This window comes from Bradyrhizobium sp. SEMIA (assembly GCF_014844175.1).
GTDB classification, from domain to species: Bacteria; Pseudomonadota; Alphaproteobacteria; order Rhizobiales; family Xanthobacteraceae; genus Bradyrhizobium; species Bradyrhizobium arachidis.
Genome location: NZ_CP046601.1, coordinates 6444831 through 6460634, shown reverse-complemented (window position 1 = coordinate 6460634; position 15804 = coordinate 6444831). Strand labels below are relative to the sequence as shown.

Sequence of the window (15804 nt, the reverse complement as noted above, 5' to 3'; positions counted from 1 at the left end):
ATTGGCCTGACGGCGAGCCCGACGTGAGCCGGATCGTCAATAAGTGTCCGCCGCCTTAGATGAGCGATCGCAAGGGTCTGAGTTTGGGCTCATCAACCCCGCGCGCGCGACGTTAGCGCGCATTCTGGAGAGCCATGGTGTGCCAGGGGCGATCAACTGGGCGGTCCAACTGCAGCGCCAAATGGGAGACGTATCTCGGCTTCGCCCGGCCAAAGCTCTGAACGACAGATGTCGTCCCGCTGAGGAGTTGCACGTTTGGATTATCTGGTACTCTGGACTTGATTATCGCGATCGGGACCGCCTTTCGCCGCGGTGTGCGGCCCGTTTTGCGTCTTGTCTGGGGCGTGTCAACAAGCGCCCGCTGGCGGTTCTTTCGAGGCGATCGAACAGCAAAGTCTATGGGAGAGAAAGTCAAGGCAGTCGACCACCGCTCGAATCCGCCTTGTGCCCACATTCGCATGAAGGGAGGAGCTGCCGTCTTAGCTCGCGGAACCACTAAGCCGACCTACTAGAACCGGTAGTTTGCGGACATTTGGGGCCTAGCCCAGGTTAAGTTGAGGTTGCCAACCAGCCGCAAGGGCGGAGAATTCGATCGCTCTCGGCAGAAAAAGTAACATCGAGGTTCGATGATCGCATATTTATTTGACCGCGCAAATGCCGTTACTGCCGTGGGGCTCCTGTGTTCTGGCGCAGCGATCGGGCTCGTGGCCAAAGGACAGTATGAGGTGGCAGTAGCGCTAGGACTCTGGGCGATCATCGCTGATGATGTCGACGGCGAAATTGCCCGGCGCAGCAGGAATCGAACGGTGGCCACCAGAACCATTGGTAAAGCTCTCGATGCGTTCTCTGACCTTTTGTTTGGATCAGTCATTCCGGCGATTGTCATCGCATCTTTTATCGAGTTTCCAGCATCTGCGGTGTTCACAGCGCTCGTGATGCTGATCGGAGCTCTTCGTCTGGCATATTTTGACTATTTCGGATTGGACGAGCGTGGTCGTTCGACCGGTCTACCTCTCTCTTACGCTCTGCCGATACTTGCCGCGATCTTGCTGGTTGACCACACTATCGCGTCGCTTGAGTTGGGTGTGGTTCTTCCCGCATTCTTTGTACCGCTATCGTTGCTCCACATCGCCCCGTTCAAGATCAAAGCCTCTGGCAGACTTGTGCATGTGATAACCATCGGCGTGGCGGCCACTGCGTCCGCCGGACTATTGATGACGAGTAGAGCGGGTCAATAAGCGGGCTTGCAGTGTCGTAAGGACGAGAAATGTCGAGCTCATTCAACCGCGTGGTATTTGCCGGCACCAGGGGACTTGCGACCCGCTGTCTTCTGTTTGTCATCGAGACCTGCGGCAAAGACCACATCGCCGGCATTCTCGGCGCTTCTCGGTACGAGAAAACTTGGTGGAGGCACGAAACCCGTGAGGAGCTTTGGGAAGTCGCAGACCGCTTCGGAGTACCCTTTTTCGAGTCGATAGATGATGTTCCTCCTCTCGGGACGTTTCTCGTAAGCGTCATGTGGAACAAGATTTTCCCGCCCCATATCCTCGCACGGTTCGATGGAGGGGGTATCAATCTTCATCCGGGCCCGCTGCCTGAATATCGCGGCAGTTTTGCGCGGACGCATGCCATACTCAATGGCGAGAAGAGCTTTGGGGTAACTGTCCACTATCTCTCAGAGCGGGTCGATAGGGGCGATATTCTCGGCGAATTGCGGTTCCCCGTGCTGCCGTCCGAGACAGCCCTCTCTTTAGATACCAGAGCGCAACTTTATGGCTACGCTCTCTTCTGCCAAGTGTGGCTGCGTTTATTGGACGGATCGGCGTCGCGTCGCTCACAAGACGACTTGATCGCTCAAGAAAAGCGCAAGGCTTGCTTCTATCCCATGCGCATGATGACCGCACTTTTGGATTCGTCAGACGTTCCACGCAGCGGCGAAGAACTCGATCGGCTCTACCGCGCTCTATACCTTCCACCACGCATTGAGCCTCCAAGGTGGCTTGTCGAACGAGTCATGACCAATGAGGTTCGGACGCTCGCTCGGGACGTTCACCTCCAGGGTAAGGCTTGACTTGGCTCGCACCGCGGAAGCTCGCCCGGAATATGAGATCGCGCTTCTCGAGGCCGTCCGCGAAGCCAAAGTGTTGCCCGCGAACTTCCGCTCATTGACTGAACGTGGTCTTAGCTCTGGAGGTTGTTTTTTGCAGCATCCAGCCCATCGAAAGGCGCCGGCGCCCCGACCGCGTGTGAGCCGGCTGGACACGCAGGAGGCGAACTGTGTGTGGGATTTGCGGATTCATCGGACGGGTTACTGATATGTCAGTGACCGAGCGGAACCTCGCGCGTTGCGCTCAGGCCCTGGCCCATCGGGGCCCTGACGCGAGTGGTAGTTGCGTGACCTCTTCCTTTGCCTTTGCGCATCGAAGGCTCGCGATTATCGATCCGGATCCCCGGTCAAACCAACCGTTTCTCGATGAGGAATTCGGCTTGACCCTCACGTATAACGGCGAGATCTACAATTACCGTGATTTAAGGCGGGACCTGCTCCGGCGCGGATACCGATTTCGCACTGAGTCGGATACGGAAGTACTTTGCAAGGCATTTGCTTGTTGGGGGATTGATAGCGTCAAACGTCTGCGGGGAATGTTTGCTTTCGCAATCTACGATCAAAAGACCGCGACAGCGTTCCTTGTCAGAGATCGGCTCGGAGTCAAACCGCTATATTACGCTTGCGTGGATAATGGGTTTGTCTTTGCCTCACAACCGTCAGCCATCCTGCAGTGGCCTAGGGTCCGCTCGAAGATCGATCCGGTCGGATTATCAAGCTTCCTCTCCTACCGCGCCGTTTTCGGCGAGAGGACGTTGTTTTCACATGTTCGAAAGCTGCAACCGGGAACCTGGCTGAAAATCACGGCTCAATCGCACGAGCAGACGTGTTGGTCTGATCCTGCCTACCTCGATGATGGTGGCGATTGCGATTCTCTTGAAACCTTGATTGGCAGCGCCGTGGAGGAACATTTGCTGCCCCACACTCCAGTCGCGGCGCTGCTTTCCGGAGGACTCGACTCCAGTGTCTTGGCTTTCGAGCTTTCAAGGCACTCGTCGCAAAGGCCGACATGCTTTACTGGAATCGTAAGCAAGGATGCGTACGATGAAAGCCCTTATGCGGTTGAGGTCGCGAAATCTCTCAAGCTCGCCCACGTCTTGGTTCGGCTGCCAGGGGCAACGAGCCTGGATGTCGTTACGCGGCTTACCGCGTTGCGTAGTCATCCGGTCGGCATGCACAACGAAGCCGCGATGTATTTGCTTGCGCGGGCGGTCAGCCACTCTCACAAGGTCCTCCTTACCGGCGAAGGTGCCGACGAGATATTCCTCGGATATAGCCGGATCTTCAGATTGCCCTTCGACCTTCGTCGACAGGCGCTGTTGGCCGCTCTGCCAGATGTCATTGGCCGCCCGGTGCGACGCCATCTCGGCCTCCCCAAGTTCAAGGCGGGCGAAGTTGAGTTCTTCCTTGCGCGGTACACTTACTTTCCCCAAGCCGAGAAGCTGTTGCTGGCGACACCGGAATGGAGAAAGGAGATCGTCCACGATGCGGAGCTGATCGATTGGATGAACGATGCCTACCATTCAGGTGGCGCCACCCCGGTCGAGCGCATAAGGCAATTCTTTGTACGGCATCATTTACCGGCGCTGCTTGAAATGGTCGATAACACCACAATGGCGGCGGGCGTGGAGTCTCGCGTTCCCTTCACAGACCACCGAATCGTTGCACTAGCTCTGCGCATGTCGTTCTCAGAACATCTGAGTTGGAAACATGCCTTCGCCCCGTTTCAGGCGGTCCTCCAGCCCATTGCGAAATTTAGCGAAACGCTTGACGTCTCCAAGACCGCTCTGCGCAGTCTTTACCGAGATCATCTACCCACAAGTGTGATCACGAGAAAAAAGCTTGGGTTTCCGCTGCCTCTAGGTAAGTGGGCGACAGAGCAGAGCTCGGCGCCCTTTCGTGACTTAATCTTCAAAGACTCTCCCGCGATCGCTGACTATCTCGACATTGGTGCTCTCCGCCGATGGTATGCGCGCCGCTCTCAAGCGGCGAACGATGCATTCGGAAAACAGCTCTGGTTGATCTGCAATCTGGAGGTCTTCCTTCGTCAACTGCCTTCATAGCTGTTGGTAGGGACCGGATGCGGGGGGAGTCAAGGCAATGCCCCACCGCTTAGCGGAAGACGAGCCGATCGGTCTTTGGAAACAGGAGAATGCCATCCGCCAGAAATGTATGGATGCGCGATCGCGTAATCCAGTGCGGATGAGGCGTTCTGAGTGTGCTGGAACTGGGATGAACTACGCCAGTGGATTAGTACGCGAGAAGAACGTTGATGCTGAGAGACGACCTGTCGTGTTCGCGCGCCCTGCGAAAAGCTCGGTTTGACGGACGCGTGGTAGGAATGCAGGACAGACCATCATGATGGCCGGTTTGCTGCTGTCCAGCTCGGGTGTATACCGGCACCGGACCGCGAGCCCGCTCTATGGCACCATTCGAAGCCACTCACTGCCGCTATATGTCGGGCTTTTCGCGTCCACCGGAGGCATCAGCGTTCGAACCGGAAACGATTGGCGGGTCAGGCCGAGGTTGATGGCTAGCATAAATCCTGGGAAGCGGAAGCGCGACATTCGCCATTTTTGGAAGACCAGCAAGAATGACAGCCTTTTCCCGGTTAGGCCCGAACTCGGTCATGCTGGCAAAGCTCGCGTGGTCAACGCGCGTGGCAGCATCTGCCTCAGTGGGATCTTTGAGTGGATCATTGAAAAATACGTAATCGGCGTCCGTCCCAGTCACCACCACCCAATGAGTGATCATTTTAGCTTCGAACTCAATGCTGACCATCACGATAGGATACCACCCCACCGCCATCCATTTCGAGAGGTCATCGAGGCTGTAGGTGCCAAGATGGACGGGGATGCAGCGCTGGTCTGCCTCGGCTAGATCTCGCTCCTGGAGAATCTGCATCACCTCCACCTCGCCGCCTTGCGAAGCGCGAGATTTGAGAAAGAGCCCATCATGGCTCACGACAACAAGCGCTGCGAAGCCGCGCCGTTTGAGGGCTAGTGCCAGGCCAACCGGTCCGCAGCCGCCGTGAATGGTTGTTGCCTCTCGCCAGATCTCGAGCTCAGCTGTTTCATTCGGCTGATATCGCTCGTCGAGAGCGGACATGACCATCATCAGGGAAGATGGTCCACAGGTGAATTTCCTCTTTTGTCGATACAGAGGAACGTTCCTGACCATGTGATTTGTTGAGCTTTCGAAGTCGGGACGCGACATCATCTCAGGTGAATGTGAAGGAAGCTGAGCGAGATCCCGTCTGGCGCAGCGCCTCGCTGATTGTCATGAGAGCAACCGCTGTCGTTGCGATGACGAGCCCGGGCGCGAGGGCGATCCACCATGCGGTCATCAAATAGTCTCTGCCGAATCCCACCATATTGCCCAGGCTGGACATCGGCGGCTGTATCCCCAGCCCAAGAAAGCTCAGGGTGCTTTCCAGGAGAACCGTCTCGGTGAGACCAAGGGTCATGCCGACCACGAGGGTAGGTGCACAGGCTGGGAGAATATGCCTTGCGTAGATATGAACCCGCGAAGCGTTGTAGGTCCGCGCCGCCGTTACATGGAGCCGATTGCGTGCCGTCAAAGCAAGCCCCCTCGCGATGCGGGCGTGGCGCTCCCAACCGTGCAAGCCGACAAGACAGACAAAGAGTGCCAGCGAATTGCCAAATATCGTGATGACAAGAAGTGCGGTCATCATGAATGGCACAGCAGCCTGCATATCGACCAGTGCCATGACCCCCTCGTCGATCAGTCCGCCGAGCTCGGCAGCGAGGAAGCCTAACGAAACGCCCAGCAGAGTACTGATGAAGGTCCCGCCCACCGCAACGAGCATGCTGATCTGGATTGAATATATCAACCGAGCCAGCACATCCCGACCGAGCTCGTCGGTGCCCAGCAAATGTTCAATCGTGCCGCCGAAGAATAGTGGAGGCGAAAGCCGTGCATCCAAGGAGATCTGTGCTGGATGATAGGGGGAAATCACCTGGGCCAGTGCTGCAATCAACAGACATCCGACAATCCATACGGCGCCAACATAGAGTCCAATTTGGGATGGCTTACGCACATCGCGACGGTCTTTCGAAGAACGGAAGATATTCCGGGTCCATTCATGCGCCCAGGCGGTGCTCATTTAGTTCTCCGAGGATTTCGACCGCGGATCGAGCCAAGCGTAGCCGAGATCGACGGCTAGGTTGGTCATGATCATCGCAGTGCCAGCAAGCAGGACAATAGCCTGCACCACTGGAACGTCCCTGTTGCCGACGGATGTGACGAAGAGGTTTCCGATACCCGGCCATGAGAAGACCGTCTCGACCACTGTCGAACCGGTTACCGCTCCGCCGATGAGAAGGCCAAGTATGGTCAGGATCGGCACCGCCGCATTGGGTAGTACGTGGTGTATCAATATCCGCCAGAACGGAATGTCCCGCGCTAACGCAGCCAACACATACCGGCTGTCCAGCGCTTCGCGAACGGCCACGCGGGTGTAGCGGGCAAGCACGGCGGAGCTCGCGGCCGCCATGGTTACTGCCGGCAGAACCAAGCTGCGCCAGCTCTCGGCGCCGCCGGTTGGCAACCAATTGAGCTGGATTGAGAACACCAGCATCAGCACGATCGCCAGGAAGAAGCTGGGAACGCACAATCCTACGACGGTTCCGATCGTGCACGCACGGCCTATGAAGCTCGACGGAAACACCGCGGCAGTTATTCCTCCCGCAACGCCTGCGAGCGCCGCCAAAGTAAGAGCAGAGCAGGTGAGTGTCAGCGTCAGTGGAAGGTGGCTGAGGACGACACCGAGTGCATCCTGTCGATAGACGTAAGAGACGCCTAAGCTTCCTCGGACGATGTTATGAAGATAGGCCAGATACTGCGCTAGGATCGGGCGGTCGAGCCCCAATTCGCCGGAGTAGGCGGCGCGCATGTCCGCCGTCGCGTCCGGCCCGAGTAAGACGGTGACCGGATCGCCCGCGCAGCGCATAAGAACGAATACGCTTGTTACCATCAAAACGAGTGTGACCAATGCGCGAGCAATTTTGCTCGCAAATATCTTCCGCGTGTTGCGCCTCATGCGGCTATCACCCCTCCGCCGGCAAGTCGCGACGCCCTGCTGGCTGCGAACAAGGCTTTGAAGGTGATGCCGTTTGAAGGCCGAGCCCAGAATTGGGCACCGCCTCGAGTAGGGACTTCATGTAATCCGTCTTTGGGTCGAGCAGCACTTCATCGCGTGAACCGCTCTCAACGATGCTTCCGCGCTTCAGGACGGTGATCTCTGAGCAGAGATAGGCAACGGATCTGATATCATGACTGATGAACAAGAGGGACAGGCCCCGGCTCTCGCGCAGATCCGACAGAAGGTTTAGGATCTGAGCCTGAACGGTCATGTCAAGTGCGGAGACGGGCTCGTCACAAATCAGAAGCTCGGGATCGAGAATAAGTGCTCGAGCTATGTTGACCCGCTGCGCCTGTCCGCCGCTTATCTGATGGGGCAATTTGCCAAGGATCTCGCCCGATAGGCCGACGGCGGAAATTGCTGCAGCGAGCCGAGCCTGACACTCGGAAGATTTCATTTTGAAGTTCACGAGCAGAGGCGCGATGATTTGTTTGCCGATCGGGGTAATTGGGTCCAGTGCGTCGAGAGGGCTCTGAAAGACAGGTTGGACACGAAGGCGGAACGCAGCCAATCGATCCGGCGTCAGCAGCTCGCCGTCAAAAAAGATCTGACCCGCTTCTGGCGCTATCAGCCCAAGCAGAAGCTTGGCGATGGTGCTTTTGCCGCTGCCGGACTCTCCTATCAGCCCATGGGCCTTGCCACGACGGATGATCATGTTGATCTTATGCAGCCTCGAGCCGCCAAGGACCTGCGCAGCGGAGCGCCGAGCAGCCGGGTAGGAAAAATCGACATTGCGCAGCTCGAGAATGGGTTCGGACGACGCGCGCGCTGTATGAACGTGAGGAGGCTCGGTCGGTAATGCCATTCATGCCTCCAAGTTGTGGCATGCCACCACTTGTTGTGGAATGCCCTGCAAGGTAGGCCTTGTGTGCCGGCAAATGTCCAACCTTCCGGAGCACCGAGATGCGAAATTGCAGCCGGCCTGGCGCTGAGTAGGTTCAGGGAGGCTGCCTGCTGGGCTGTGCAGACGCCGGGGACGCCCTGAGAGTGGGGGGACAGCGGAGAATAGCGCGCGCGTATAGGGATGCAGGGGAGTTCGAGCGACGAGATCGGCGCGCCCGATTTCGACCAGCTGGCCGGCGTAGAGAACGCCGATGCGGTCCGATCGTTGTAGGGCAACGCCCAGGTCGTGGGTCACAAAGAGGATTGCCATGTCTGAGCGGAGCTGTTCGAGCAAGTCAAGGATCTGCTTTTGCGTGGTGACGTCGAGAGCCGAGGTCGGCTCGTCAGCGATGAGAAGCTTCGGCTTCATCGCCAGCGCCATTGCAATCATGACGCGCTGATTCATTCCGCCGGACATCTCGTGCGGGTATTTTCTCATCGTCTCATCGGGGTCATCGATCCCCACATCGCGGAGTAGATCTGCAGCCCTTTCGCTCGCCTCTTTCTTGCTCAAGCCGTCGAGCACCTGGACCGTCTCGCGAAGCTGGAAACCAATGTTCCGGACAGGGTTGAGATATAGACCTGGCTGTTGGTAGATCATTGCACGCTGGCGCCGATCGACATCAGAAAGACGCCTGCCTTCGATATGGATGTCGCCGAGACATCTCAGTTCGGAACTAGCTACTCCCATGATGGTCGAACACAGCACGCTCTTTCCGCTGCCGCTTTCGCCGACAAGCGCGAAAAACTCACCTTTCCGCAGCTCGAACTGAACGGCATCCAGTAGGCGCGTCTCGGGCCGGTCTGCAAGGACAACGGTCAATCCAGTAATGCTGAGGAGCGGCAGGTTGCCAGCCGCCATGGCTGGGCGCCCGACATTCCCTTGCTCAAAAGTTTGGACAAAAGGTGCTTCAAGCGCATGCGCTGTGGTTTGGTCCATGATTCCACCTTCCGAGCACCATACTCTTGTACGTCTGGCCCAAGGCGTCTTCTCGGCTAGACGTTGATTGCGCCTGGCCGAAAATCCATCAAACCGGTTGGCGTCGGTGTCCACTTGATGTTGGCGCGCTTCCCGAAGAACTCGCCAAGCGAATGGAGCACCGTTCCTGGTGGATCAATCTCGTCGAATATGTTGAGCATCTCTTGATAGGCGACTCGCCTTTGGGCCGGGTCCTGCGCCGTCAGCAAAGTCGTCTCCAGCATATTGAATCTGTCGTTCCGCCAATACCCACCCCGCTGAAAATTGCTTTGAGACCCCCAGCGCGAGACGAAAGATGCGGTGGGGTCGGGATAGTATGTGCCATCTGACGAGTTGTTCACGCCGCGGCCCAAACGCTCTTCGACTTGGGCCCAATTCTCTTTCATTTGAATATCGACGTTCAGGCCGACAGCCCTCCACATTGCCGCGATAGCTTGAGTTTCGATAAGCTCGGCCGTGTAATAGTTGCCGACCGTTTTGAAAGGAATTGCTGCCCCTTTGTAACCAGCTTCGGTAAGAAGCCGCTTGGCCTCTTCCGGATTGTACCGTGGGATTGGCCGGTCAGGATTGTAGAGAGCGCCGTAAGCAAGGTGTTGATGGGAAGGCGGCACACTGATGCGCTTGCGCCAGACACTATTGACAATGGTCTGCCTGTCGATCGCTAGATTCATGGCGCGCCTCATGCGCGGATCCCGCAGCACCTCATTGGTCGTCGAATCATAGACCAGCGTGCGGAAGGACATTGTGTCGCCTCCAACCACGTCCAGCCGGTTGTCCGCGGCGAGGATATCGAACTGATCCGGCGCTACGGTTGTGATGATGTCGAAATCGCCAGCGCGAAGGCCGGCGACGCGTGCTGCCGGCTCCCGCACCATCCGAAACTCGATCCCCTTCAGCGGCGGCCTTCCACCCCAGTAGCCCTCGTGCGCCTCGAGGCGTATGTAGCGGTTTTCGACGGCCTCAACGACGCGGTAAGGCCCCGCCGCGACGGGTGCTCTGGCCCATTGATCGAATGTCGCCGCCTTCAGATAGGCCGATTTCGAGACGATGCCGCCTCCATAGGAGGTCAGTCGTTTGACGAAGACAGGATCGGGCGCCTTCGTGCTGAACTCGACAGTGTGTCGACCGGTTGCCCGCACCGCGCTCATCGACGGAAAGCTGATCTGGCCAACGCCATAACCCGGGCTGTCCTTTGCCAGCATACGCTCCGCGCCGAAGGTAAATGCGACGTCCTCTGCCGTTAACTCTTCACCATCGTGGAATTGAACCCCTTTCCGCAGAGACACGCGATATGTGGTGCTGTCGAGAGCCTCGATGCTTTCAGCCAACATCGGCCGAATCTGCCCGTCCCGTTGATAGTCGATTGCAAAGAGCTTGTCGTAAATGCTCTCGAGCACCCGAAAGCTCACGAGCGCCGTGGCACGGGGATGGAGCGGATCGAGCTCGACGCGCAGATCCTGCATTGCGATCCGCAGTGCCGTCCGGCCAGCGTTTTGGGCAAAGACAGAGGTCGATGGAAGCAAGCTCAGCCCACCGACCAATTTGAGAACCGTGCGTCGATCACAGGTCTTCATCACACATCTCTTCTTAGTTGCACAAACCATTGCGTGCCGAGCTCTGAACCATGCAGCTTTGCGTGCTCACGCTCGGGCCGGGCGGTCTCGGACAATGGTTTTCTGAGGAACGGTTCGACTACTGCGAGATATAATTCACACCGTGTGACACCATCATGACAGGCCTAGGTGCCTAGGTAGCTAGACAACGGCGTTGCCACTCCCGTAGGTTGAGGCTCGGAATCGGAGCTGGAAGGTGGCGGAATGAAATTTGTAATTGTCATGCTGGATGGTCTTCGTCCTGACCAGCTAAACGAAGCAGTTACGCCCAATCTCGCCGAGCTGTCCAAAATCGGCCTTCGACTTGCCCGCCATACCTCATCTTTTCCCAGTGAGACGCGGGTTTCATCGGCCGCGTTGGCCACGGGCGGACATAGCGCGGCGCACGGAATCATCGGCAACCGCTTTGTGGCGAACGGTCGATCCATCGACGGATCTTCGCTCTCGGAGCTCCTGACACTCGGCGGCGAAAGCGGTGGCGTTCTCACCGCCACGACGATCGGCGAAGTCTTGGCGGCTCATGGAAGGGCGATGTTGTCGATCGGATCTCAATCACAGGGCTCTTTTGGACTTTCCAGCTGGGGGAGTTGGCAGGCGGGGGCGCCGGCGTTCTGGGTCCATGACCCGTCAATGTTCGGTGGCAACGCTGCCGTTCGCCGGATTGCGCCGTCGTTTCCGATGCTCCCTCCCGACGAGCGACCGGCGCGTGCGACCATTGAACGCGTCGTCGACCTATTCTTCTCGTTCCTGAAGAAAGAAGCACTTCCGGAGGTCAGCCTGCTCTGGCTTTCCGAGCCGGACATTACATATCACATGTTCGGACTTCAGCATCCTAGAGCGCGTGAGGTGCTCCACGAGGTCGATCGCCAGTTTGGGCGTATTTTCGCTTGGTGGAACGAGAAAGGAGAGCGGGAAGGAGTACAGCTTATTGCTGCATCCGATCACGGACACGCCATCATTGGAGAAAAGGTCTCCGTATTGAAACACCTGCGGCGGTCGGGTTTCAAGGTCGGATACGAACTCACGCCCGACGTAGACGCCGCAATAACCGCTCAACGCGCTGTCAACATTTGGGCCCGGGACAGAGAGGGTCATCTTCTGACAGAGCTGTATCACGCCATGTGCGAGGAGCCATGGTTTGGCGTTGCTTTCTCACGTCAGGCTCCCGATGGCTCTCCAATTGTCGCGAGCACCCTTGCGCTTTCGGCTGTCATGGCCGAACACGAACGAAGTGCAGACCTGTCGTTTGTTCTCGCCGATTGCGGCGCGGCTAATCGGAGCGGTTCGCGCGACGCCGTGTACTACGATGGGACCTATCCAATCGGCGTTGGTATGCACGGAGGGCTTTCGGCGCACGAGCTGTCTTCATTATGCATCCTTGCTGGCGATGCCTTTAGAAGGGGAGTTGTTGCGGCCCCAACCAGCATCGTTGATCTGGTGCCGACGATCCTTTCCAGCTTGGGACTGCCGTTACCGTCGACGTTGCACGGCCGTATCATCGATGAAGCTTTGCAAGATCGGGAGGACAGAAGCCAGTATAATGTCGAAGATGCGAGCGTCTCAATTGCCTCTTCAACACGCCGGTCAACTGTCTTCCGGGAGCTTTACCGACAACGTCTTTATCTGAGGGGAGCGGCCGTAACACGGCTGGCGCAGGTTAAAAATGATAAAGCTGGTGCTAATCCGCGCAATTGAAAGCCTGAACCACGGAACATTTGACCTATGTATCAAGGAAAGCGCTGGGAGTTTGTTCGGTCGAACATCGAAGAAGCCATTGCCTCGAGCCGATTTCGGCCAGGCGAAAAACTTCCGAACGACGTAGAGCTTGCTCTCGAATATGGTGTCAACCGGCACACCGTAAGGTACGCCATTCGGGCACTCGAGCAGGAGGGACTGCTCCGCGTCGAGCAGGGGAGAGGCACTTTCGTTGTCGAACATCCAACACCCTATCTGCTTTCCCCTCAAACCCGGCTGACCGATAATCTCATCTCGCAAGGCCGCTTGGCGCGTCGTAAGATCCTGTCTGCTGCAACGATAAAGGCAGACGAGCGGCTCGCCGGCTACCTCGATTTGCAAGCTCGTGACGATGTGCTGCGCATCGACACACTGAGCTACCAGGACGAGATCCCAATCGTCATTGCTCATAGCTACTTTCCGGCGAAGCGCACTCCCGGACTGCTGGACAAATTCTCTGGCGCCAACTCGATCTCGATAGCTCTCAGGCGCATTGGAATTGAAGACTACTCGCAGCAATGGGTGACGATAAGTGCGCGTCTGCCCTCTGCGCAGGAGGCGCGCCTCCTTGAAATGTCGACTTCAGCACCGGTCTTCGTCAAAGAGAGCCTTGATTGCTCCGGCCGTATTCCGATCAAATTTGGCGAGAATGTACTGTGCGCACCGAGAATCAGCTTCAGGTTCGACTTTAAAGAGATGAGTTCCGCGGAGCAGTCGCTTGCAGGAAAGCCTCGATCCGGAAAAGCGCAAGCGAGGAAATGGAAAACATCTGCCTCTGTGAAGGTCTAGGTCCCGTCCGATGCCTCCCTCAAAGCGGCTGGAGGGAAATAACTGTTTTGCTAGCACCATTGCTTCTGGGGGTGTGTTTCACGCATCATGCCCGGACGAGGTGCTCGCGTTTTGCTGAGACACTAGGAGGCCGCGTTGGTTGCGACCCCTTCAAGCTTGCGGGCCTTGGCGTTGTTAGGCGGCCAGGCTCAGAGGCAGCGGCGCAGGTCGTAAAGAGGCGCCGCGTCAAACCTTCCGTGATCGTGGGCGTTGTATCAAACGTCGGCTTTTGCGAAGATGCGCTCGGCGGTATGCAGATCGTCGGCATCATCGATTTCGTACCACCTGAGATCATCGCATCTCACCGCAGCAAGCAGCAGGCCTTGCCTTTCCACGAGATAGGAAAGAAGCTCCTCGGTGTAGGCCTGGGTAGCTCCGGCCTTGATCATATCGTCTAGGGCCGGAACGACCTCTGTCCGCAGAGTAGACGCGGACAGGCGAAACAGATTCATCGTCTTGTAAAGAGGCGGCCCATCCGTGATGAGATTTCCCGCTGTTTGTTTCAAGCGAAATTCTGAAATGAAGCCAAGATCGGACAATAGGACCGCTGATCCCTGCATCAGCTCACCGAAGGGAGCGACAGCAGCCGCATCTGGCTCTTCACTGATGAGCAGCCGCCGCAATACATTTTCCTCGAAGAAGACGTCGCCCTCAAGAAGCAGGTGGTCCCCGGAAACGAGCGCGTCACGCGCCAGCCAGAGCGAATAGGCGCTCCCAGTACGGTCGTAAACGGGGGATTCGACGTATTTGATTGCAACATCGCCCAACCGACTGCCGCAAGCGCCTCGGATCGCCTCTTTGCGATACCCGACAACAATCGTCACCTGTTCCACGCCGACACGCCCAAGGTTATGTAGCGCGTTGTGCAGGATGGGAGTGCCATGGATTTGGACGAGAGGTTTTGGGTTTAGATCCGTTAGCGGTCGCAGTCGAGAGCCCACTCCAGCGGCGAGAATGAGAGCATGCTTGGGGGCATTCAGAGGCATTTCATTCGCCTTATTCATCCCGAGTTTCGCTCCTCGAGCATCGTGAACGCCTCTGTTCAGTGTTACGTGCCGCAGACTTGTCCGACCAGCCCAGATTTTGAATGGCGTAGCTGTGAATTGTCATCGACGCATACACCTGCATCAGCCGCTGTGTGATCCTTAAGCGTTAGGGACAGATGTTTAGCCCTATCCGGAGCTGTCGAGGATGTTAGGTCGCGGGCTTGCTGGGTCACACCGGAGCGAGTCCGACGAGGGGCCCGCGGCGCATCGGGCGGGTTTTGAAAGAGAAGCTGTAGGTGCCAACTCTGCTGACATGGACTAGCTGGGCTGCAGATATTGCTTTTCGGCCACGGCGAGCTCGTCATACCTCAGGAGCTCGAATATCTCACTGAGCGGCGCGATATGAGATTCAATGTTCGCAACGCTCTCTTGAGCTGCGATGCTATCGCAGATGCGCCGCATTGCAGCTGCCGCAGCCCGCATGGAGTGATTGGCCCAGACGACTGTGGAGATGCGCGCATCACGATAGGCAGAGACTGGCGTTCGAAAGTACGTCGTCGGAACGATCACGACAGGGAGCCGGTTCCGCCACTCGGTGACAAACGAAAGCATCTCGTCCGCGGTACTCTTTCGCGAGTGAATCAAGATTGCATCGGCTCCCGCGTCGGCATAAGCGTGAGCACGCAAGATGGCTTCATTCAACCCGTGCCCGGCGATCAGCGCTTCGATCCTAGCCACGAGAACCAAATTGTCAGCGACTGCATCCTTTACAGCCCGCAGACGACCGGAGAATTCATCGATATTGGCGAGCGGATGCCGCTCACCAATAAGCGAGTTCAGCTTTGGAAAGCAGCTGTCCTCAAGCGAGATGCCGGCGGCGCCCGCCTGATGAAGTTTGCGTGCGAGGAGACGAGCATTGTTGAAATTACCGAAGCCGCCATCCCCATCAACGAGCACAGCGAGCTCTGTCGAGTCCACTATGCGTTCGACGCTCTGCACGAGCTGGGTCCATGAGGCTTCATTGGCATCGCGATAGCCGAGCGAGCTGGCAATCGACAAACCAGAGGCCCAGAGCCCCTTGAATCCTGAGCGCTGGGCGATCGTGGCAGACAGGCCATCATGCGCTTCCATCAGAAACGAGAGCTCATCATTCGAGCAGACCTGGGCGCGAAGCATTTCGACGGGCGACGGCCCTGCGCATTGACGACCTGCCGTAGCCCGAACAGCTTGTGGTTGATACTGCATGCCTAGATCCTGCAAGCCGATCCTCGATTGGCGCCAACGTCACCGTTCATATCTTTTCGGGGGAATGCCGATCAATGACCAGCATTGGTAGTTTTTTGAGACGCGCAGATTCGCATAATTGCGTAGGAATGGCGCCGAACGCAAAGCTGTTCGCTATGGGTTGATTGGGATCCTTAAAGGCTAGAAAGAGGAGCCTTGGTACGAATGGATGACCTGGGTTCGCGAGCCTGGTCCTGCAGCCCCAGGGAGAACTCTCCCACTCCTTG

13 protein-coding genes are annotated in these 15804 nt (G+C 57.4%); 5 read left to right on the top strand and 8 right to left on the bottom strand.

The window, feature by feature from the left end:
* The first annotated feature begins 626 nt into the window (after positions 1 to 626).
* The 3 genes from FOM02_RS31185 (at position 627) to asnB (ending at position 4170) form a co-directional block, all read left to right on the top strand.
* Positions 627 to 1238, top strand: coding sequence for a CDP-alcohol phosphatidyltransferase family protein (locus FOM02_RS31185; RefSeq protein WP_265440503.1), 612 nt, complete (start codon positions 627 to 629; stop codon positions 1236 to 1238).
* 29 nt (positions 1239 to 1267) lie between these two features.
* Complete coding sequence (locus FOM02_RS31180; RefSeq protein WP_265440502.1) at positions 1268 to 2071, top strand: formyltransferase family protein; 804 nt, start codon at positions 1268 to 1270, stop codon at positions 2069 to 2071.
* A 206-nt stretch (positions 2072 to 2277) separates the two neighbouring features.
* Positions 2278 to 4170: an asparagine synthase (glutamine-hydrolyzing) gene (gene asnB / locus FOM02_RS31175; protein WP_265440501.1), complete on the top strand. Its 1893-nt coding sequence runs from the start codon at positions 2278 to 2280 to the stop codon at positions 4168 to 4170.
* 388 nt (positions 4171 to 4558) lie between these two features.
* Here the strand turns inward: asnB and FOM02_RS31170 are convergent, their stop codons facing one another.
* Genes FOM02_RS31170 through FOM02_RS31145 form a run of 6 tightly spaced genes read right to left on the bottom strand, consistent with a single transcriptional unit; the run spans position 4559 to position 10706 of the window.
* Positions 4559 to 5287, bottom strand: a complete 729-nt coding sequence (locus FOM02_RS31170; RefSeq protein ID WP_265440500.1) for a peptidase C39 family protein — start codon at positions 5285 to 5287, stop codon at positions 4559 to 4561.
* Between the two features lie 40 nt (positions 5288 to 5327).
* Positions 5328 to 6233, bottom strand: coding sequence for an ABC transporter permease (locus tag FOM02_RS31165; RefSeq protein ID WP_265440499.1), 906 nt, complete (start codon positions 6231 to 6233; stop codon positions 5328 to 5330).
* Entirely contained in the window at positions 6234 to 7169 is a 936-nt protein-coding gene (locus FOM02_RS31160; RefSeq protein WP_035730188.1) for an ABC transporter permease, read from the bottom strand.
* A gap of 7 nt (positions 7170 to 7176) precedes the next feature.
* Positions 7177 to 8076, bottom strand: a complete 900-nt coding sequence (locus FOM02_RS31155; protein ID WP_265440498.1) for an ABC transporter ATP-binding protein — start codon at positions 8074 to 8076, stop codon at positions 7177 to 7179.
* A complete protein-coding gene (locus FOM02_RS31150; RefSeq protein WP_265440497.1) occupies positions 8077 to 9093 on the bottom strand; it encodes an ABC transporter ATP-binding protein in 1017 nt (338 codons plus the stop codon).
* Between the two features lie 56 nt (positions 9094 to 9149).
* Positions 9150 to 10706, bottom strand: coding sequence for an ABC transporter substrate-binding protein (locus FOM02_RS31145; RefSeq protein WP_265440496.1), 1557 nt, complete (start codon positions 10704 to 10706; stop codon positions 9150 to 9152).
* Positions 10707 to 10949: 243 nt separating this feature from the next.
* On the opposite strand from FOM02_RS31145, the gene FOM02_RS31140 reads away from it, so the two are divergent.
* Both FOM02_RS31140 and phnF read left to right on the top strand, forming a co-directional pair.
* Positions 10950 to 12440 carry an alkaline phosphatase family protein gene (locus tag FOM02_RS31140; protein ID WP_265440495.1) on the top strand — a complete coding sequence of 497 codons (1491 nt, stop codon included), beginning with the start codon at positions 10950 to 10952 and terminating at the stop codon, positions 12438 to 12440.
* Between the two features lie 27 nt (positions 12441 to 12467).
* Complete coding sequence (gene phnF / locus FOM02_RS31135) at positions 12468 to 13268, top strand: phosphonate metabolism transcriptional regulator PhnF (RefSeq protein ID WP_265440494.1); 801 nt, start codon at positions 12468 to 12470, stop codon at positions 13266 to 13268.
* A 254-nt stretch (positions 13269 to 13522) separates the two neighbouring features.
* On the opposite strand, the gene FOM02_RS31130 is transcribed toward phnF, so the two are convergent.
* Positions 13523 to 14293 (bottom strand): phosphocholine cytidylyltransferase family protein, encoded by a 771-nt coding sequence (locus FOM02_RS31130; protein WP_265442223.1) that lies wholly within the window; start codon positions 14291 to 14293, stop codon positions 13523 to 13525.
* A 318-nt stretch (positions 14294 to 14611) separates the two neighbouring features.
* Entirely contained in the window at positions 14612 to 15469 is an 858-nt protein-coding gene (gene aepX / locus FOM02_RS31125; RefSeq protein WP_265442222.1) for a phosphoenolpyruvate mutase, read from the bottom strand.
* Positions 15470 to 15804: the final 335 nt, after the last annotated feature.

Bases quoted from the DNA above. Each gene is read 5' to 3' on its own strand.
- FOM02_RS31165 (WP_265440499.1), bottom strand. From the start codon at position 6,233: ATGAGCACCGCCTGGGCGCATGAATGGACCCGGAATATCTTCCGTTCT.
- FOM02_RS31160 (WP_035730188.1), bottom strand. From the start codon at position 7,169: ATGAGGCGCAACACGCGGAAGATATTTGCGAGCAAAATTGCTCGCGCA.
- FOM02_RS31185 (WP_265440503.1), top strand. From the start codon at position 627: ATGATCGCATATTTATTTGACCGCGCAAATGCCGTTACTGCCGTGGGG.
- FOM02_RS31145 (WP_265440496.1), bottom strand. From the start codon at position 10,706: ATGAAGACCTGTGATCGACGCACGGTTCTCAAATTGGTCGGTGGGCTG.
- FOM02_RS31150 (WP_265440497.1), bottom strand. From the start codon at position 9,093: ATGGACCAAACCACAGCGCATGCGCTTGAAGCACCTTTTGTCCAAACT.
- FOM02_RS31130 (WP_265442223.1), bottom strand. From the start codon at position 14,293: ATGCCTCTGAATGCCCCCAAGCATGCTCTCATTCTCGCCGCTGGAGTG.
- FOM02_RS31170 (WP_265440500.1), bottom strand. From the start codon at position 5,287: ATGGTCAGGAACGTTCCTCTGTATCGACAAAAGAGGAAATTCACCTGT.
- phnF (WP_265440494.1), top strand. From the start codon at position 12,468: ATGTATCAAGGAAAGCGCTGGGAGTTTGTTCGGTCGAACATCGAAGAA.
- FOM02_RS31140 (WP_265440495.1), top strand. From the start codon at position 10,950: ATGAAATTTGTAATTGTCATGCTGGATGGTCTTCGTCCTGACCAGCTA.
- FOM02_RS31180 (WP_265440502.1), top strand. From the start codon at position 1,268: ATGTCGAGCTCATTCAACCGCGTGGTATTTGCCGGCACCAGGGGACTT.
- FOM02_RS31155 (WP_265440498.1), bottom strand. From the start codon at position 8,076: ATGGCATTACCGACCGAGCCTCCTCACGTTCATACAGCGCGCGCGTCG.
- aepX (WP_265442222.1), bottom strand. From the start codon at position 15,469: ATGCTTCGCGCCCAGGTCTGCTCGAATGATGAGCTCTCGTTTCTGATG.